The organism is Aneurinibacillus thermoaerophilus, assembly GCF_019603355.1.
Taxonomy (GTDB): Bacteria; Bacillota; Bacilli; order Aneurinibacillales; family Aneurinibacillaceae; genus Aneurinibacillus; species Aneurinibacillus thermoaerophilus.
In genome coordinates this window covers 1,608,062-1,626,740 of sequence record NZ_CP080764.1, presented here as the reverse complement: position 1 = coordinate 1,626,740, position 18,679 = coordinate 1,608,062, and the positions used below count along the sequence as shown (strand labels likewise).

The window sequence follows — 18,679 nt, the reverse complement described above, 5'->3', positions numbered from 1 at the left end:
TACAATTTTGCAAGGTTCGCCTGGATTTTGTCATGTCAATTTTGTCAGCGACCGCGTTTCGAACACGATCGTCACGGTCGTACCTTCCCCCGGGCAAGACGATACTTCAATGCGGTGCCCCAGCCGGTCGAGCACCTGTTTGACCAGGTATAGTCCCATGCCGCTCGCCTCCTTCGTCAGACGACCGTTCTCGCCTGTGAAGAACGGCTCGAAGATACGCGGCAAATCTTCCGGGGGTATACCAATCCCCTCGTCCTCAACCTGAAGCAAAACAGCGCGGCCTTCCCGGCGAACCCGAAGGTCGAGGGACAGCCCGGTGCGTCCGGTTAACCTCGAATACTTCAGCGCATTCGAGATCAACTGCTGCAGCATGAAATGCAGCCATTTCCTGTCCGTTTCCACTTGGATGCGCTCCGGTTCCGCCGTATCTGGAGGCTGCTGCAGAAGAAGGGCGATGACGGACACGGGCGTTTTCATTTGGTGTACCCACATCTGGACGTATTCGAGATGGCGCTCCTGACTCTGCCGGTGCTTCAACAGTTCGGTCGCATACACGCGATGCATGTCATGCAAACGGCGCACCAATGCTTCTTCCTCGCCGGTGACCGGACTCATGATGCGCAGCACATCATCGAAATCTTTGCCAGAGGTCTTCAACTGTCTGTAGAGCAGCCGATGCCGAATGTAGTCATAAGCGAGATACAGGAACGCGGCGAAAGCTTGCAAAATCGCCATGTATGCAATCTCGGATACTGTCAGGCCCACCCCGCGAAAGTGCAAACCTAACCACAGAAACAATAGCACCAATGCGGACGAGCCCGAGTATAGCAACAAAAGTGGCAGACGATCGCAAAGAAAGCGGGCCAGGGTCACGGTTCCTCTCCTCCCATCCACGCTGCTTGTTCATCCGCCCATTGAACGTTCAACTTGTACCTGTGTCTGCGAATCGTTTCGATGCAATCCCCCAGGCCAAGTTCTTCTAACTTTTTGCGAAGACGAGTTACATTCACCGTCAACGTGTTATCATCCACAAATGTAGTGTCATCCCATAGCGTCTCCAGCAGTGTCTCCCGGCTTACGGCCTGTCCCGCTTTTCGTGCCAGCGCCTCCAACAGCTGAAACTCGGTCTTGCTCAGATGGATCGATCTGTCTCTGAACTCCGCGGTAAAACGAGAACGATCGAGCACCAGCCCGGACAGATCGAGGATGTCTGAAGAAGAAACCGAGTAGGCGTATTCACCGTAGGTGCGACGCAACAAACTCTTCAGCTTTGCAAGTACGACGTCGAGATGAAACGGTTTGGTCAAATAGTCGTCCCCGCCGTTTTCGATTGCCATCACTTGATCCATCTCGCCCGAACGGGCCGACACGTAAACGATCGGCACATTGGACACCGTGCGGATTTGCCTGCACCAGTAAAACCCGTCGAAATAAGGCAGGTTAATGTCCAAAAGAACAAGATGCGGGCGAACCTCCAGAAACTCTTGCTTCAAATTTTTGAAATTGCAGGCAACATACGGTTGATATCCGTACTTTTCCAGATGAGCGGCCAGCATTTCAGCGATTTTTGGTTCATCCTCGACTATGAACACTTTATACAACGGATCTCCTCCTTAATCTTCAAAAATTGTATCACAGGTAATCCCGAAGTTCATTAACCACGTTGCCCGCGTTCCGGAAAACTCCCTGTCGAAAACCGGGGAACCGTTCTTTGCAATCAATCGAGAATGAAGGTGGCCTTGGATAATCAACAAACGTATTTCTCGAACGATAAAAAAAAGCCCTGTTTCCAGGGCGAAAAATGTGCCACACTAACTACCACGATAGAATGGCTAAAAGGGGACATGCTTTATAACTTTTTTTATTATACAACGTTATATAATTTTTGCATAGTGTTTATATCACTTTTTTAAGTGGATGCTGTTCGTCTAGGGCGCGAATGATAAAGTCTTTGCAATAATTCATACGCATCGTCAAGCGCTTGAATGTTAGTGGTCATTCCAAGCGCAGTTAGCTTACCCGTATAGTATTCTTCCACCTTTCGTCGTATCTCCTGACATATCCGAGCCACCTCTTCATCAAAGGCTGGAAGGTACGCCCGCTTCATCCGCACCTCGCAATCCGTCACATATTCGCTTACCGGTTCCCGCAACCGAACTTCGAGCGCATCGCGCAATCTAAGGTTCCCTTCTTCCACAAAAAAAGCATTGCGGCTTTTATATGGGGCGAGTAAATCAGCAAACGCTGAGGCGTTCAACTCATGCAAGCCAGCCGGAAAAGACAGCGCAGCAAATTCCGGCGCTTCATACACCGGAAGCGCGAACCCTCCATCCACTTCCTTGAGTTCTCGTTCCGCCCGGAGACGAATCCCGCCCAAAATACGCGCAAGAAAGTTTTCAATCCTAAGCGAAGTCGCCCGCATCTCCTGCGCTAAATCGAACGCAACAAAGCGGAGCATCTCGTTTGTATAGCGACGCAACAGGGTCTGCATTTCCTCTTTTTCATCCGAAAACGCCGCCGCGTTAAAAATAATCTTAAACTCGTCAAAGTACCGGTAAAATACGCGTTGTTTCACATAATAGAGCAATTCTTCAATTTCCTGCTCGACTAGCCCGCGCTCAATCTCTGTATCCAATCGATTGACTACATCCAACGAATCGCGTCTTGCCCTATCGGCCTGTACTCGTTTTTCCTGCCGTTCTTTTTCTCCGGCCCGTGCCTCCGTGCGCCAAGCGTCCAGAATTGCAAGCGCGCGTCCGATCTCTTCATATGCCGCGTCCACCGCCGCCTCGGTCAATTCATCCATTACAAACCGATAAAAATCTTCCTCAAACAACGTAATCCCGGAAAAAAACCGTCCTTCCGCGCCATTAAGGGGAACTTCGTCCGATCCCGTACCCGTTAGCTTGCGGTACAGCGCTGCTTCCTGTTCCGTCAATTCCCCACGTGCGTGCCGTTCGGCCAATACGGCGATTTGGCTTGATACTGGATATAGGCGGGCTCCTCTAATCCCACAGGCAAGCAGATTGCGCTCCACATGAGCCAATACGTCGTCGATCTCGTCTTCAGAACCAGCTAGGTCAGCCGCATTGACGATGAAAAACATTTTGTCTTTGGCGAAATGCTCTTTTACGCGGCCTAGCTGAATAAGGAATTCACGATCCGCGCGCGAAAACGCGTGGTTATAGTAGGTTACAAACACGACCGCATCCGCATGCTTTATGTGATTGAACGCGACCTCTGTGTGGCGCGCATTCAGCGAACCGGAGCCCGGCGTATCTATGAGAATAACGCCTTGACGCGCCAGCGGACTATCGTAATACAGCTGCACCTGTTCCACGAAACAGGCACGTTCCTCCACGGCGACGAACGCAGGCATTTCCTCCAGCGTCGCTTTCTGTTCCGTTCCAAAGCGACCCTGCATCCAAGCAAGCCCGTTTCGCACCGCCTTTAAGAAAAAGAGATGTTCATCCCGTAACAATTCCAACGGGTCACGCTCTTCTTCGGCTTCCGCCTGTCCGCTTTCTTGCCCCATAGCGCCCGGTTCCCGTTCCGCCTTCACCCGTTTTTCCTTCCTTTTCCGCATGAATGTTTCATGCGCGTCGAGCAGTGCTTCCAATTCAGCGAACGAAGACACATGCCGCTCCGAAAGCTCGAGCGCCTGATTCATATCGCTCAACATCTGTTTTTCGCTTTTAAATTTAACCACGACCGTACCATGCCGATGCCCTTCCGCCGGCGGAAGCACGTAGTTAATCGTCGCGGTTGTCGGATGTGGTGATACAGGCAATACCATGTCTTTTAACAAGGCATTAGCGAACGATGATTTTCCGGCGCTAAATGCACCGAACAAGGCGATCGTATACTGCCGCCTTCTCATCCGATCCGCACGCGCCGCAAGCTCTTGCGCCGTCTCATGGAAACCGGGTAAAGACGTAAGCAGGCGGGCGCTTTCTTCAAGGGCTTGCACCGCAGCGCCAGCACGCGCTTTTATTTGCCCGGCATTTTCTTTGCGCGAGCGTCTGTTTGTTCCCTGTTTGCGCCCGATATGTACCCGTGCTCTTGCCCTTTCCCGTCTTCCACGCGAGGCAAACGCCAGGAATGCGGCGGACACATCCCCTACCTCTTCTTCAATCGGATGGTATTCATCCCGCGCTCCGTCAAGCGCGGCCATCATCTGTTTTAAGGCGCGCACCTGTCCTTCCGCTATCGTCCGCAGCGTCCGCGCTGCCGTGAGCTTTTCGGTAAGCTTCCTGCGCGCTGCCGTCAGCGCGTCCGCTTTTTTCTGTCGGTTTTTCTTTAAATTAGCCAGCGCTGCTTCCATTTTCTCCTTTGCCATTTCAGAATACAGCCTGCGAATCGCGTCTGCGACAACAGAAGTATAGCGCATGACAGACTCGCGGTTAAACAGCGCGCCCCTATTTAGCAAACCGGTTAACCATTCTTTCGTAATCGGCACTTTCATTTCGTAAATGGAGCGACGCAGCTTTTCGTCTTCCACCCCGTATACTTCCAGATGTTCAAGCATCATTTTTTTAAGGTGAATATCAATATATGTCGCCGCATTCTCACATACCTCTTTGTGAAAGCGCGCAAGCCGCCGCTCCCGCTCGATCCTAGTCCGGCGACCCGAAAACAAGTGACCGACACGAAAACTCACTTGCGTTGATTCAACGAACGCACGCGCCAGTTCGCGCGTATGATATGGCATCAAATTCGCGTTGTTAAGCAAACGCTCAAGTTGGGCCAAAAATTCCTGTTCAAACCGCTCGGTTTCCTCGGAAAGCGCCGCTTCACGCTCTTTTGCTTCTCTCAACTCACGGGCGATGCGTTCTTCATCTTCCATCCGATATGTGCCAAGTTTCGCATGACATGCGTCAATCTCCGGCCGCCGCGTCGCTTCGCGCCACATTAAATGATCGCGCATCAGCAAACAAGCTGCTGTAAGCACGGTTTCCACGATCCGACGCCGCTTCTTGACGATCGCATCCGCCAATCGATGCTTTACAAGCGGCAAATCATTGTACGGATGATCCGGCTCACGCACTGTCGTAAAAAAAAGCGGAAAAGCGTCCGTTTCCTGCCCTGTAAACACGTCCTCAACTTTGCTCCGAAATTCGGCAAACCGCACTTCGAACGCCACGTGTTTATCGATCTGGTTGACCAAGAGCCAGGTTGGTTTCATTTGCTCTCGCAGCGTTTCGATAAACTCCTTGTTCACCCGAGATTGGACATGGTTGTAATCCATGATATACAGTACAAGGTCAGCCGTATGCAACTGCGATTCCGCCGCCACCCGGTGCGCATCCTCTGTCGAATCAATACCTGGCGTATCGAGAATTGTCACCCCCGGCGGAAGCTGGTCATTTGGGTAACTGATTTCCACCCGGTCTACCCGATCACCATCCGTACAATATGCCTGAATTTCTTGCATATCATACGGGTAGGTAACATTCACTTCCCCCTGTTCTTTAAACGTCACTGTCACGCGCGCAGGCCCTGTCTTGACTTTCACCACATTAGCGCTTGTCGGAATTGGATTTGTTGGCAATAAATCATGTCCTATCAACTCATTAATCATCGTCGATTTGCCAGCCGAAAAATGACCGCAAAATGCGATGACAAACTCGGATGCTTCCGCTTTGTCGAGCAAATCCCGGCATCGCTCCGCACGCTTTTTGTCCCCCGCAAGCTCAAACTGGTATAGCAATTCCCGCAAACGTCCCGCAACTTGAACAAGCGAAATATTCTGATTTTCAACCCATTTTCGAATGGCTGATTGCGCGAAAGTATCTGGAGGTATAAACATATAATCCCCATATTCTTGAATAATTTTTTAAAAAAACAAAAACCCTAGTGCCAAAAGGTATAAATTCTGCTATGCTGTGGCATGGCTAGAACAAAACTCATGTTCAAAACGAAAGAGGTTTAACAATGATGATGCAAATTCTTTGTATCTTCTTCATGTTCAGTATCATTATCGGCTTTTCGTATGTGGCGTACAAAGACGAACAAAAGCGCAAAATGGTCTATGTGACGGATGAAATGCTGAAAAAACCACTCACCGATCAGGCAGTCAGGCATTATATCGCGTTCTTGAAGACAGCTCCAGAGCGCAATAACGCGTCCTACTGGCATTCGCTATGCCGGGCATACGAGCAGATCATGAAAGCGAAGACGATTGACCCGCGCCTGAAAAAAGAACTGAAAAAAACGTTGAGAAAACAAGTGATCGTATAATCGTATAAAAGCAGGACACATGGCTCCTTTTTTGTTTTTATTGTATCATACAATAAAACAAAAAAGGCAGGAGGAGTGAAAAAGAGAAGCGGATGCACCTTGCGCGAAGCAGGTAGTATCCATTCTCGTCCTGCTTACTTTTGTCTTCGAAAGAAACACATTCGATGATAAGTATTTCCATTAACATGTATCAATTCTGTATGATATAAGCCCCTTCCAATCATCTCTATCAAAATTTATTTTACAAACGGTTATTACACCCTACCGGATGTACGCATCTTCGGGTCAATAATTCATTCCAAATTTTCAAGTATTGATTTATCATTCAACTTCTACTATACTTATTTTTGTTTATGTAAATTCATAGAAAAAATCCTCATCATCATATAGATGAGGTAGAGGTCGCGGTTTTTATAAGTACGGCGGGAGAGACGCGGAGAACGTCTATGAATTCGTCGGAAAGGAAAAATCGCCGAAGTCTGTGTGCGTTCTCCGTGCGCGCGGGCTGGGGCTGTCACCGAACAGGGGCAGAACTGTCACGTTTGCTTTCTGAACGAACGTGATGCGCTATCTTCATGGAAGGTATGATGCGGATTTTACGTAATGCCGCCGGAGATTTCCTTCCGGCGGCATTTTTTATTTCGCACTCCTTCCTTTAGTTTAGCATCATACCACAACAGTAAAAGGAGTGTTTTTGCGATGCAAATAACAACGGAGAATTCCTCACAGCCACGCGAGCAAGCGTCTGCAGGACAGTTGCGACGCGGACTTAAAGCCCGCCATCTTACCATGATTTCTCTCGGTGGTTCGATCGGTACCGGTCTGTTTCTCGCAAGCGGAAGCGCGATTCATGACGCCGGTCCGGGCGGCGCGCTCACCGCATACATCGCGATTGGCATCATGGTATATTTTCTTATGACAAGCCTTGGCGAGCTGGCTACATTTATGCCAATATCCGGTTCGTTCAGCACCTACGCGTCCCGGTTTGTCGATCCGGCGCTTGGGTTCGCGCTAGGCTGGAACTATTGGTATAACTGGGCGATTACGATCGCGGCAGAACTCTCTGCGGGAACGTTGCTCATGAAATTCTGGTTTCCGGATAGCCCGTCCTTGCTCTGGAGTGCTTTATTTCTTCTTCTGATGTTCGGCTTAAACTATTTATCAGTAAAAGGATACGGGGAATCGGAATATTGGTTCGCGCTGATTAAAGTAACGACCGTCATTATTTTTATCGTTATTGGTCTGCTCATGATTATTGGTATTATGGGCGGTGAAGCGATAGGATTTAAAAACTTTACCGTAGATGACGCACCATTCCACGGCGGCTTTATGGCTATGCTTGGCATTTTCATGGCCGCGGGCTTTTCGTTCCAGGGAACGGAACTGCTTGGCGTTGCGGCCGGCGAAAGCGATAATCCGAGAGAAAATGTGCCAAAAGCAATTCGGCAAGTGTTTTGGCGCATCTTGCTGTTTTATGTGTTGGCGATTCTGGTTATTGGTCTGCTTATTCCGTACAACAACGAAAACCTGGTTCATGATGGCATCGAAGACATTGCCATGAGTCCATTTACGATCGTGTTTGAAAAAGCAGGGCTTGCCTTCGCGGCATCGGTCATGAACGCCGTGATTTTGACGGCTGTACTATCCGCTGGCAACTCCGGCATGTACGCTTCCACACGCATTCTGTGGGCACTCGCCAAAGAAGGGAAAGCCCCAAAATTGTTCGCAAAAGTGAACCGACGCGGCGTTCCGGTATACTCCCTGCTTTTAACATCATTCGTAGGTGCAGCCGCATTCCTTGCTTCTGTATTTGGAGATGGCGTCGTGTATACGTGGCTTTTAAACGCATCCGGCATGTCAGGCTTCATTGCCTGGATCGGGATCGCCATAAGCCATTACCGCTTCCGCAAAGCTTATCTCGCGCAAGGGTACGATGTAAACAAGCTACCTTATAGAGCGAAATGGTTCCCGTTCGGTCCAATTTTTGCTTTCGTCCTCTGTCTTATTGTCATCCTCGGCCAAAATTACTCAGCGTTTACGGGAGAAACCATTGACTGGAATGGCGTGCTCGTCTCTTACATTGGACTACCGCTATTCATCGTGCTGTGGCTCAGCTATAAATTCGCCAAAAACACAAAAGTCATTCCTCTCAAGGAATGCCAAATATACGGCGATGAAACGCTCCCGTCCTCCCGCCAAATGTAAGTAACTACCCCCTCCCCGCCTTATTCCGTGTAGGCGGGGGGCTTTGTCTACTTTAAGTAGCGCCGCGCGCCGGCAAATTCTTTCGCGTACTCTGGCGTATCTACAGGAATGATTTCCACCGTACGCGCCGAATTCGGCGAATGAATCATCATACCATCCCCGGCATACATTGCCACATGATGAACTTTGCCTTTCCCCTGATTATACGCAAAAAACAGAAGATCCCCCGGCTTAAGTTTTTCTTTCGCCACCGGCGTTCCGTATTTCGCCTGTACGGATGAATCGCGCGGAATAGTTATGCCGTGCGACTGATATACCGTAAACGTAAAGCCGGAACAATCGAATCCAAAACCGCTCATTCCTGCCCATAAATACGGCAAACCAAGAAACTTCTTACCCGTCTTCACAAGTTGCTCTCCGGTCGGTTTCGGGATAGCTTTCATTGACGCGTACACTTTAGCGTCCTGCTTCTTCACCCAAGCATGCTTACCGTCCGGCTTCAGTACTTGATAGGCGTCTTTCGTTTCGTGTTCGTAAGGCAGGCGCGTATTATAGCTAATTTCCATTTCCTCATGTTTTAAAGTAGCCGAGTTGTACAACTTCGCTGTCGGAGACGTGATCAGCACAAACGGCTGGCCATCTTTTGCGGCAAAGCGTTCGTTATATGTCAGTTGGGTAGCCAGCATCCAGCCGGGATATCCTTGTGCATTGCGTGGAGTGGGTTGACCGTGTACCGCCACTTTCACCCACTTTCCTTTTCGTTCCAAAATTGTGACCTTGTTTCCGTACAATGCCTGTGTCTCCAGTTTTGGAACCAAGCCAAGTTTTTCTTCCAGCGTCATGGAGCGCGTCCACTTCCACATATCGACAGGATGTGTGAGCGACGGAGCATCAACAGGGCGGACAATATCCGGTTTTATCCACAAGGTAGCCACCGCCACATCCACATAGGCGCTCTTTTTCGACGCGGCGCTTTCCGCACCAACGGGAAAACCATTCCCCAGCAACGCCAATAGCACAGCCAAAAACATCAAAGACAACGGCTTCATCACTTAGTGCTCCTCCTTGTTACCGTTTTTTATTTTTGCTTAGCGGTAACACCAATGCCCAAAGATGCGGGCAGATCTACCGTTTTGCCGCAGTAAATCAGGGCTGTTAGCTCTTCTGCCAAGTTACTTTTCCTGGCGTCTTATAACTGCTGGTCTATCAATTTGTATAATGCCTGGGTGCCGCTATTTGCCTCGCCTTTCTCCGCAAGCTCGTCGTACAGCGACTTGGCCAGCTTCAACCCCGGCGTCATCATTCCCATTTCTTCTGCGGCTTCTAGCGCGATCCCCATATCTTTAATAAAGTGTTTAATATAAAAGCCCGGCGCAAAGTCACCTTTCAACATGCGCGGCGCCAGATTGCTAAGCGACCAGCTTCCAGCCGCGCCGGTGGCAATACTTTTCAAAACATTTTCCGGGTCAAGACCTGCTCGCTTCGCATATACCATTGCTTCACATACGCCAATCATGCCGGACGCAATAGCGATCTGATTGCACATTTTCGTATGCTGTCCGGAGCCGGCTTCTCCCTGGTAGACGATATTCGTCCCCATTTGCTCAAAAATCGGCTTCATCCTTTCAAATGCTTCTTTTTCCCCACCAACCATAATAGCCAGTTTTGCCTGGCGTGCCCCGATGTCACCGCCGGATACCGGTGCATCCAGCGCATGAATGTCCTTTTTCTTCGCTTCTTCATAGATTTTCTTTGCCAGAAGCGGACTCGATGTAGTCATATCGATAACATATGTACCGGGTTTGGCGTGCGGCAAAATCCCGTTCTCACCTAGATACGTCTCCTCAACATCTTTCGGATAACCAACCATCGTGATAATAACGTCAGCTTCTTGCGCCAGTTCAGCAACCGTGTCTTTCCAAACCGCTCCGGCCGCAATCAGTTCTTCTGCCTTGGCCTTGGTGCGGTTGTAGACAAGCAACGGATAACCGGTTTTCAACAAATGACCGGCCATGCTTCTGCCCATAACCCCGGTGCCGACAAAACCAATCGTAGTCTTTTTCACATCCTGTGCCATGCTTTTCACTCCTTCACTTTGTGTATAACGAACCACTTTTTCATAATAAAACAAATGCCATAAAACGTATAGGCGAATCACCAATTTCTCGTTTCCTCAATATGATAAGTAAGGAAGCGGGAGGTGAAAAAATTGGCTGTTGTACGTGCAACAGAAGAGGACGTTAAATTGCTGGCCCGGCTTATACGCGCGGAAGCAGAAGGCGAAGGTAATTTAGGCATGCTTATGGTCGGAAATGTCGGCGTTAATCGCGTAAGAGCGAATTGCCTTGATTTCCAACCCATTACCGACATTCGACAAATGGTATTTCAGTATCCTGGTGGTTTCGAAGCTACACAAAAGGGATATTTTTATCAACGGGCAAGAGCGAATGAGATTCGTCTAGCAAGAAAAGTAATTAATGGAGAGCGATACCATCCGGCAAACTTCTCTTTGTGGTTCTTTAAACCGACAGAAGATTGTCCTGCTCAATGGTTCAACCAACCGAATGCTGGCCGGTATAAATCTCATTGCTTTTTCCAGCCCGTTCCGGAGAATTGTCCTGCAGTATACCAAACGTATTAAGGAGGAGCAATATGTATTATCCGTATTATACAATTGAAAATCGCCAAACGTATCCACAATATTTATACGGATGGAACATTCCGCAAAACCAAACACCCGGTGTAAGTCAAAGTCCTACGCCTACAACTCCGACCGCCCCGCCGCAAGCACAGCTACAAGTGCCTATGCCAAGCATGCTGCCGCTGGAACAGTCTTATATTGAAAACATTTTGCGTCTCAACCGCGGGAAAGTAGCAACCGTATACATGACATTTGAGCGGGGCGGCACCAGCGAATCAAAAGTGTTTAAAGGCGTGATTGAAGCTGCTGGCCGCGATCATATCATTCTCAGCGATCCCGAAACAGGAACACGGTATTTGTTGCTCATGGTATACCTTGATTATGTTACGTTTGATGAACCGATTGAATACAGTTACCCGCTTGGCCAAATGGCAACATATCCACCGCGATAAACGCAAAAAGCATAAAGGTGCGGGAAACAAAAATTTCCCACACCTCTTTCTACTAAAAATATTTTTTACACCCACAATCCAATCGTTAGCACAGGTACCAGTCAAATAAGATGCCATCTAGCACGGTACGCAGCCGTACAGCGCCTTTTACAATCCCGCCGCTACTTAGGCGCGTGGAAGCAATGCTTCGCACATCCCTTTCACTTTTACTTCACCTTTCTGATCTACGGCCTGAAGTTTAATTTTAATGAATGTCCCTTCATCCGTTTCTTCCTTCGCGGTCAATTGTCCGCGCACGGTAATCTGATCGCCCGGGCGGGTAATGGCAGAAAATCGGACACCAAATTTTTTAATCGATGCACGTGGCACCCACGTAGCAAGCGCCTGGCCAGCAAACCCCATAATCAGCATCCCATGGGCGATAACACCACCAAGCGCGGCCTCCTGCGCCACGCTTTCCACAGTATGTATTGGATTAAAATCACCTGACGCACCGGCGAACTTAATGAGTTGCATCCGGGTAATCGGCGGTTTTTCAAGCGGCGGCAGTTCGGTCCCCACCTGCACATCACGATTCGCAAGCAAATATGGTTCCATATTCTTCCTCCTTACGGCATTTTGACCAACATCATGCGGGCGGCCATTACTTTTTCGTTGTTTTGATTTCTGTATATCGTCTCAAGCGTGTAAAACGCCATACCGTTTCGCTTTGTTTTTACATCGGTGACTTTTGTCTCGGCGTAAATCATATCCCCTGCGTATACAGGAGCGAAATATTCGTATTCCTGTTCACCGTGCAGCAATTTTTTCATGTCAATGTCAAGCTGCTCCATCAAATCTTCAAAGCTTGACCCATACCACATGTCGATTACTTCCATGAATGTAGGCTGGATCGGAATGGCGTCGAGCCCTTCCTCTTTCGCTTTCGCTTCATCGGTATAGATCGGATTGTCGTCGCCGAGCGCCAGCGCAAGTTCACGGATTTTGCCCGCTTCCACTCTGCCAGAGTACGGCGCAAACGTATACCCTTTTTTATCCTCTGGATTTGCCACTATCTTGTTCTCCTTTCTTTGATATGTATTAGCCCTGCAAAATTTCCTCGATCGGCTTAAGATTTTCCGAACGGTCGACGGACTTCCCTTTCCGCACCTTGGCGCTCTATTTTCTCCACCACGTATCAAAAGGTGATACCGGAAGATGACGCTTATGGCGCGTTTTCATATAATGGCGCTCGATTGCCTCCGCCGCTTTCGAATCCACTGCCTTGCCTTCGAGGTAGTCGTCAATTTCCTCGTAAGAAACACCCAGCGCCACCTCGTCCGGGAGCAGCGGTTTATCGTCCTCTAAATCCGCGGTTGGAACTTTCATATAAATCTGTTCGTCCGCTCCCATATGCTTTAACAATTCGCGCCCCTGGCGCTTGGTAAGTCCTGTCAGCGGAGTCACATCGCACGCGCCGTCCCCGTATTTGGTAAAAAAGCCGGTCACCGCCTCCGCGGCATGATCCGTACCGATCACAAGCAATCGATAATGCGCGCCAATATCATACTGTACTTTCATACGTTCTCTTGCTTTTATATTGCCTTTTAAAAAGTCGGACAACGTCTCCCCCGTCGCTGCCTTAAAAGCTTCGTATGCGGCGTCCACCGCCGGTTTAATATTCACTGTAATCGTTTTGTCCGGTTTAATAAAGTCAAGCGCGCGCTGCGCGTCTTCCTCGTCTTTTTGCACGCCATACGGCAGACGAACGGCGACAAATAGATACTCTTTGTTCGTCTCACGACGCAGTTCTTCCATCGCGCGCTGCGCCAAGCGGCCAGCCAGCGAAGAATCCTGGCCGCCAGAAATTCCGAGCACATATCCTTTCATCCCGGTCTGAATGACATATGCTTTCAGAAAATCAATCCGCCGCCTTTCTTCATCAGCCGGTACAATGGTAGGGCTGACATGCAATTCTCGAAGGATTTGTTGCTGAAGCTGATGAGTCATAAGTATCTTTCGCATCCTTTCTTTGTGCATCGTTCTGCTTCTCTATCTATTATAACCTTTCTTTTCCCTAATTCGCTTCCCTCGAATACAAAAAACAAGAGCGGCCGTCTCTTTGTTTCCCATACCTTATTTTCACCATTTTTTTTGCGGATTCCTGCCGGGTTTGCTAGCAAAATCAAAATAATAATCGTGACGTATATGGAATAAGAATATTCATTTTGCTATGATGAAAGAAAAAGTAAGGATTTTATTTATATATGATGACATATTCAAAAACCTTGTACCGAATTTTTAAACGGGATGGAATCCTTTCCAAGCATGTGCCCGCCTATCAACCGCGACGGGCGCAATTTGAAATGGCCAATCTCGTGCTGCGTTGCCTGAAGCAGGAAACACATGGCCTTATTGAAGCGGGAACAGGTACCGGCAAATCGTTCGGCTACACGCTACCGGCTGTATGGTGGGCGCTCAAAAACGAAAAGCGTGTCATTATCTCCACCAATACGATCACGCTGCAACAACAGCTACTCGAAAAAGAACTGCCGATGGCACATAAAGTCATCCGCGAACTTGCGCCGGAATTAGCTGAAGAGTTTCGCTACGAGTTGGCCAAAGGCCGCAGTCATTACATATGCAAACGGCGACTGGAGGAGCTTTGGCAAGACAGTTTAACGACAGAAACGCCGGAGCGGGAAATAGTAAGGCAGCTGAGAGAACAGCTCCCGGCGATGAAAAAGGGAGACCGCGAAGAAATTCCACTGCCGGTTCCGCCTGCGCTGTTTCAGGCGATCCAGGGCGACAGCGATGACTGTCTTGGCAAAAACAGTCCGTTCTATAAACAATGCTTTATTCAAAACGCCCGTAAAAAATTACAAAATGCGCAAATTATCGTAGTAAACCATGCGCTATTCTTTACTCATTTGATCCTAAGACGCCAAGGCGCGAGCATTCTACCGGAATACGATGCAGTCATTATGGACGAAGCGCACCGGGTGGAAGATCAGGTCACAAAACAGTATACATACCATGTAAGTATCGAAGAAATAAACATATTATTCAACCGCTTTCTGAAAAAACGGGCGCACTGGGCGCGGGAACTGGATTCGTCAGATTTACAGCAGCAAACGGAAAGCATCCGAGCGCGACTCGTAGCAAAGCTTGTGGAACTGTTCGCCCCGCTGGCACGCGCACTCGCCGAACGGCCACAAAACGAATATTTGCTAAAAAAAAGCATCATCGCAAACAACGAAGTGGCTCCGCTTTTTAAAGAGTGGAAAACGTTGTTCGCCGATAAACATAAAGAATTGAAAGCAGCGGGAGGCGAAGAGGAAACCGTTATCGGACTCAGCCGCTACATTTCCCAAATCGAACAAATGGAACGAATGGTTACACATGTGCTGTGCAACGAGTCTCCCGATGAATGGGCAACATGGGTTGCATACGAAGAACCCGGGGCCGAAGGGCATCGCTCGCTCATTCGCGATGATTTTGCCTGGGCTTCGCTATTGCATCTGTACTCGGCCCCAATCGACGTGAGCGAACTGCTACGCGAAGAGTTATTTACACAAAAAACGGTGATTATGACATCCGCCACCCTAACAACACAGGGCGATTTTTCGTTCGTGGCGAACCGGATGGGCATCGACGAATACGAAGCGTTAGAAACGCCAAGTCCGTTCCGCTATGAACAGCAGGCGATCCTGCTTGTACCTAATGAAGCTCCCTCTCCTGCGGAAAAAGAGTTCGAAGCTTTTTTGATCGCGTCAATGAAAGAAATTGTCATGACGACACGCGGAAGGACATTTCTTCTGTTTACGTCATACAGCCAGATGAACCGAGTATATGAAGCGATGATACCCTGGCTTAAACGACACGGACTAACCGGCCTGTTACACCGACCGGAATTATCACGTGACACGCTTCTGCAACAATTCCGTTCACAACCAAATCACGTTCTCTTTGGATGTGAATCATTCTGGGAAGGGGTCGACGTGCCGGGTGACGATTTAATATGCGTCGTAATCGTCAAGTTGCCGTTTCCAGTACCAACCGATCCGCTTACTAAAGCCCGCATGAACCGTCTCGATAAACGAGGCCAGAACAGCTTCAGGGAATATATGTTGCCGTTTTCCATCTTGCGGCTCAAACAAGGATTCGGGCGGCTGATCCGAACGCGAAGCGACCGCGGCGTGGTCGTGATTCTCGATTCGCGCCTGCATACAAAGCCGTACGGCTCCGAAATTCTCGCAAGCCTGCCTCCCGCCCGCCTAACGAAAAGCATGGACGAACTGCATCGCTTTTTTACAAGCTAAAGGAGAAAGGCAGCAATAACTAAAAGCCTTGCGCCATCTCTGAATGAACCAAAAGTACGCTCATAGCCGTAGCTCCCCTTGCTCCTACAAATCACAAATTGGCTCTTTCCTTCATATGGTATGTAAGATAGGAAAGTGGAATTTTGCGAACAAAAAGGGAGAGTGCAAAAGGAGTGAGCGTGGATGAAAACGGCGTTAATTACCGGAATCACTGGTCAGGACGGCGCCTATCTGGCGAAATTGCTGTTAAAGAAAGGATACCGAGTTGTAGGACTGCTTGCGCACCGCAGCACGAATGCTCTCTGGAGATTATCGTATTTAAACATAGATACAGAAGTAGAATATAGCGATGGCGATCTCACGGATCTCTCTTCCCTTATCCGAATTATAGAAAAAATAGAGCCGGATGAAGTATACAATTTGGCTGCACAAAGCTTTGTGGGAGCATCCTGGCAGCAGCCAATCCTTACCTCACAGGTGACGGGGATGGGCGTTTTGCATATGCTGGAGGCCATCCGGCTCACCAATCCTCAAATTAAATTCTATCAAGCCTCTTCCAGCGAGATGTTCGGATTGGTGCAGCAACCTGTTCAATCGGAAGAAACCCCATTCTATCCGCGAAGCCCGTATGGTGTCGCAAAATTGTTTGGTCATTGGATGACAAAAAATTATCGCGAGAGTTATAATATGTTTACTTGCAGCGGTATATTATTTAACCATGAATCTCCGCTGCGCGGGTTAGAATTCGTGACCCGCAAGGTTACCAACGCCGTAGCCCGGATCGTGGTGGGCAAACAGAACGAGCTTCGACTAGGAAACATTGATGCAAAACGGGATTGGGGATATGCGGGTGACTATGTAGAAGCAATGTGGCTCATGTTGCAGCAACCACATCCTGACGATTACGTGATCGCTACGGGAAAAACAGCATCCGTTCGAGATATGTGTAAAATTGCATTTAGCTATGCAGGACTAAATTATGAAGACTATCTTGTCATCGATCCTGAGCTTTATCGTCCTGCAGAAGTTGATATTCTTCTGGGAAATCCGGCCAAAGCAAGAAAAAAGCTTGGCTGGGAGGCAAAAACAAGTTTTGAAGAACTGATTCAATTAATGGTTGAAGCGGATTTAGCACGAATGAAAGAGAAGTAGCAACCCGTTACCATGCAAAAAGCCAGTGTTTCCTTCCTCCGGGAAATCTGGCTTCTTTTCATGTTTATGCTCTTTATGCCTCCGCTTTTTTTATAATAAGACCGATGGAAGTAGACACAAACTGGCCAATTTGCAGCTTCAGGTGGTACTGGCTTGTATAAGGCGGAACATCGATAAATGAATCGATCTGCCCATTCCCAAGAGAATAATCAATGTCAATGGAGTGTCCTGCTGCCCGTAACGTTTCCACCATCCATTCAATATCCCTTTTTCTAAAAAGGACGGTTATGCCATATTCCAATGTCTCATCGTTAGAAGAAACATTGAATTCTGTGGTATGAATCGCTATGCCACCGGGACGTAAACATTTCATCTGATTGATAATAAAATTCTTTCCTAATTCAATGGAACCACAATGTTCGAATGCGCATGACGACCATGTGAAATCGAAGCGATTCTCGTATTTATCAGGAATATGATTCATATCCACATTTTCAAAGGTGACGAATTTGCAGAACTGTTCCGCATCGCACAATCCGTATTGATTTAATTCATCAAGATGATTGCTATGTTGATTCGAGTCTACCCACCCTTGCACTTTCGCTCTATCAACATCCAAATCGGTCGCCACAATCTGGCATCCATGTGCTGCAAAAAGGGATACAAGCCGCTCTTTGCCGACGCCAAACCCCAATCCTTTTTTACCAGAAGCAAGCATCCCACGTTCAAGAAGCCCTTGATAAATGTAACAAAACTCCCATAATTTTCGATGATACACATGAGGATGCTGCAACTGCGTGCAAGCGTTCTTAAACCACTCTGTTTCAAAGTCCTGTTCTTTACACAGTTGAGAGATTAACATAAAGCTTTACTCCTTCCAATCTTTAGATCGAGGTGTTCGGGTCTTGAATACATCGCCAGTGCCTCGACAGTTGTTGGAACAAGTTGACTATCATATCCAATAATATGAAAACTGAAACCACGTTCGGCGAATTTTTGCAAAATAGGTAAAGGATGATACCCGCCTGCACTCCACAGAACCGGGCAGTATTCCATGATAATTTGGATTTCATCATTACTATCAATAAGCTGGAATAAGCCATCCATCATCAGCGGTTCCGACCCATCTATATCAATCTTGATCACATCTATCTTCTGTTTCGGGAAATATTCCGAGAACACAACGGTTTGTACTTTCACTTCTGCTGTCCCTGGAGTCCCTGGGTTATAAATGCTAGCTCCTCCTGTTCCAGGAATATATAGCATCGTTTCACCATTTGTATTTGTTAATGCTACTTTGTGTAACTCAACATGCGTAAACCCGTTTATCGCTATACTCTTCATGAAATTATCATGATGAAATGGATTCGGCTCGAACGCATGAACTTTTCCCTGTGGGCCAACATGCATTGCAGCTAGGAGGGAATAATAACCACAATTGGCGCCGATATCTAACACCGTCATCCCTGGTTTTACCAGACCTAAAAAAGTATCCGTTACCCACTTTTCCCAAAAACCGTGTTGGATGATAAGATTTTGTAAAACATCCCTTTGATCTAAATAGATATAAGGTCCATGTAACAAAGTTGTTAGTACAGTATGAGCATCTATATATTGAATGGGTCTATTCATATGTTTCACCCCCTTACCTCTAAAGCTTATTTATTTTATGCAAAAGGAAAAAAACG

Annotated in this window: 16 protein-coding genes and 1 riboswitch; of the genes, 6 read left to right on the top strand and 10 right to left on the bottom strand. The window is 48.1% G+C overall.

Annotated elements, in window-relative coordinates; all coding sequences use genetic code 11:
* Nucleotides 1-30 precede the first annotated feature (30 nt).
* From K3F53_RS08490 to K3F53_RS08480, 3 genes are all read right to left on the bottom strand, one after another.
* Entirely contained in the window at nucleotides 31-873 is an 843-nt protein-coding gene (locus K3F53_RS08490) for an ATP-binding protein (RefSeq protein ID WP_220560407.1), read from the bottom strand.
* Nucleotides 870-1,601, bottom strand: a complete 732-nt coding sequence (locus K3F53_RS08485; RefSeq protein ID WP_057898976.1) for a response regulator transcription factor — start codon at nucleotides 1,599-1,601, stop codon at nucleotides 870-872. The genes K3F53_RS08490 and K3F53_RS08485 overlap by 4 nt, the downstream gene beginning before the upstream one ends.
* A 308-nt stretch (nucleotides 1,602-1,909) precedes the next feature.
* A complete protein-coding gene (locus tag K3F53_RS08480) occupies nucleotides 1,910-5,809 on the bottom strand; it encodes a dynamin family protein (RefSeq protein WP_220560405.1) in 3,900 nt (1,299 codons plus the stop codon).
* 125 nt (nucleotides 5,810-5,934) lie between these two features.
* On the opposite strand from K3F53_RS08480, the gene K3F53_RS08475 reads away from it, so the two are divergent.
* On the top strand, nucleotides 5,935-6,240 hold the full coding sequence (locus K3F53_RS08475; RefSeq protein WP_057898978.1) for a hypothetical protein: 306 nt from the start codon (nucleotides 5,935-5,937) through the stop codon (nucleotides 6,238-6,240).
* 388 nt (nucleotides 6,241-6,628) lie between these two features.
* Nucleotides 6,629-6,818: riboswitch (Lysine riboswitch) on the top strand.
* Between the two features lie 121 nt (nucleotides 6,819-6,939).
* Nucleotides 6,940-8,445: an amino acid permease gene (locus K3F53_RS08470; protein WP_057898979.1), complete on the top strand. Its 1,506-nt coding sequence runs from the start codon at nucleotides 6,940-6,942 to the stop codon at nucleotides 8,443-8,445.
* Between the two features lie 47 nt (nucleotides 8,446-8,492).
* On the opposite strand, the gene K3F53_RS08465 is transcribed toward K3F53_RS08470, so the two are convergent.
* Together K3F53_RS08465 and K3F53_RS08460 are read right to left on the bottom strand one after the other, a co-directional pair.
* A complete protein-coding gene (locus K3F53_RS08465; RefSeq protein WP_082706003.1) occupies nucleotides 8,493-9,494 on the bottom strand; it encodes a C40 family peptidase in 1,002 nt (333 codons plus the stop codon).
* 140 nt (nucleotides 9,495-9,634) lie between these two features.
* Nucleotides 9,635-10,576 (bottom strand): NAD(P)-dependent oxidoreductase, encoded by a 942-nt coding sequence (locus K3F53_RS08460; protein ID WP_257721567.1) that lies wholly within the window; start codon nucleotides 10,574-10,576, stop codon nucleotides 9,635-9,637.
* Nucleotides 10,577-10,654: 78 nt separating this feature from the next.
* Here K3F53_RS08460 and K3F53_RS08455 point away from each other — a divergent pair, with 78 nt between their 5' ends.
* Complete coding sequence (locus tag K3F53_RS08455; RefSeq protein ID WP_220560396.1) at nucleotides 10,655-11,086, top strand: cell wall hydrolase; 432 nt, start codon at nucleotides 10,655-10,657, stop codon at nucleotides 11,084-11,086.
* A gap of 11 nt (nucleotides 11,087-11,097) precedes the next feature.
* Complete coding sequence (gene gerQ, locus K3F53_RS08450; protein ID WP_082706004.1) at nucleotides 11,098-11,538, top strand: spore coat protein GerQ; 441 nt, start codon at nucleotides 11,098-11,100, stop codon at nucleotides 11,536-11,538.
* A 165-nt stretch (nucleotides 11,539-11,703) separates the two neighbouring features.
* Here gerQ and K3F53_RS08445 read toward each other — a convergent pair whose 3' ends face one another.
* The 3 genes from K3F53_RS08445 to nadE form a co-directional block, all read right to left on the bottom strand.
* Nucleotides 11,704-12,135: a MaoC/PaaZ C-terminal domain-containing protein gene (locus K3F53_RS08445; RefSeq protein ID WP_091259882.1), complete on the bottom strand. Its 432-nt coding sequence runs from the start codon at nucleotides 12,133-12,135 to the stop codon at nucleotides 11,704-11,706.
* Nucleotides 12,136-12,146: 11 nt separating this feature from the next.
* Nucleotides 12,147-12,590, bottom strand: coding sequence for a MaoC family dehydratase N-terminal domain-containing protein (locus K3F53_RS08440; protein ID WP_246615697.1), 444 nt, complete (start codon nucleotides 12,588-12,590; stop codon nucleotides 12,147-12,149).
* 106 nt (nucleotides 12,591-12,696) lie between these two features.
* Nucleotides 12,697-13,527: an NAD(+) synthase gene (gene nadE / locus K3F53_RS08435; protein ID WP_057898981.1), complete on the bottom strand. Its 831-nt coding sequence runs from the start codon at nucleotides 13,525-13,527 to the stop codon at nucleotides 12,697-12,699.
* Nucleotides 13,528-13,784: 257 nt separating this feature from the next.
* Here nadE and K3F53_RS08430 point away from each other — a divergent pair, with 257 nt between their 5' ends.
* Nucleotides 13,785-15,839 (top strand): ATP-dependent DNA helicase, encoded by a 2,055-nt coding sequence (locus tag K3F53_RS08430; RefSeq protein WP_057898982.1) that lies wholly within the window; start codon nucleotides 13,785-13,787, stop codon nucleotides 15,837-15,839.
* Between the two features lie 183 nt (nucleotides 15,840-16,022).
* Nucleotides 16,023-16,991: a GDP-mannose 4,6-dehydratase gene (gene gmd, locus K3F53_RS08425; protein WP_057898983.1), complete on the top strand. Its 969-nt coding sequence runs from the start codon at nucleotides 16,023-16,025 to the stop codon at nucleotides 16,989-16,991.
* A gap of 73 nt (nucleotides 16,992-17,064) precedes the next feature.
* On the opposite strand, the gene K3F53_RS08420 is transcribed toward gmd, so the two are convergent.
* Nucleotides 17,065-17,853, bottom strand: coding sequence for a methyltransferase domain-containing protein (locus K3F53_RS08420; protein WP_057898984.1), 789 nt, complete (start codon nucleotides 17,851-17,853; stop codon nucleotides 17,065-17,067).
* Nucleotides 17,847-18,623, bottom strand: coding sequence for an FkbM family methyltransferase (locus K3F53_RS08415; protein ID WP_057898985.1), 777 nt, complete (start codon nucleotides 18,621-18,623; stop codon nucleotides 17,847-17,849). The genes K3F53_RS08420 and K3F53_RS08415 overlap by 7 nt, the downstream gene beginning before the upstream one ends.
* Nucleotides 18,624-18,679: the final 56 nt, after the last annotated feature.

Coding starts and splice junctions, on each gene's coding strand:
- K3F53_RS08480 (WP_220560405.1), bottom strand. CDS start 5,809: ATGTTTATACCTCCAGATACTTTCGCGCAATCAGCCATTCGAAAATGG.
- K3F53_RS08475 (WP_057898978.1), top strand. CDS start 5,935: ATGATGATGCAAATTCTTTGTATCTTCTTCATGTTCAGTATCATTATC.
- K3F53_RS08470 (WP_057898979.1), top strand. CDS start 6,940: ATGCAAATAACAACGGAGAATTCCTCACAGCCACGCGAGCAAGCGTCT.
- K3F53_RS08465 (WP_082706003.1), bottom strand. CDS start 9,494: ATGAAGCCGTTGTCTTTGATGTTTTTGGCTGTGCTATTGGCGTTGCTG.
- gerQ (WP_082706004.1), top strand. CDS start 11,098: ATGTATTATCCGTATTATACAATTGAAAATCGCCAAACGTATCCACAA.
- K3F53_RS08445 (WP_091259882.1), bottom strand. CDS start 12,135: ATGGAACCATATTTGCTTGCGAATCGTGATGTGCAGGTGGGGACCGAA.
- nadE (WP_057898981.1), bottom strand. CDS start 13,527: ATGACTCATCAGCTTCAGCAACAAATCCTTCGAGAATTGCATGTCAGC.
- K3F53_RS08430 (WP_057898982.1), top strand. CDS start 13,785: ATGATGACATATTCAAAAACCTTGTACCGAATTTTTAAACGGGATGGA.
- gmd (WP_057898983.1), top strand. CDS start 16,023: ATGAAAACGGCGTTAATTACCGGAATCACTGGTCAGGACGGCGCCTAT.
- K3F53_RS08420 (WP_057898984.1), bottom strand. CDS start 17,853: ATGTTAATCTCTCAACTGTGTAAAGAACAGGACTTTGAAACAGAGTGG.
- K3F53_RS08415 (WP_057898985.1), bottom strand. CDS start 18,623: ATGAATAGACCCATTCAATATATAGATGCTCATACTGTACTAACAACT.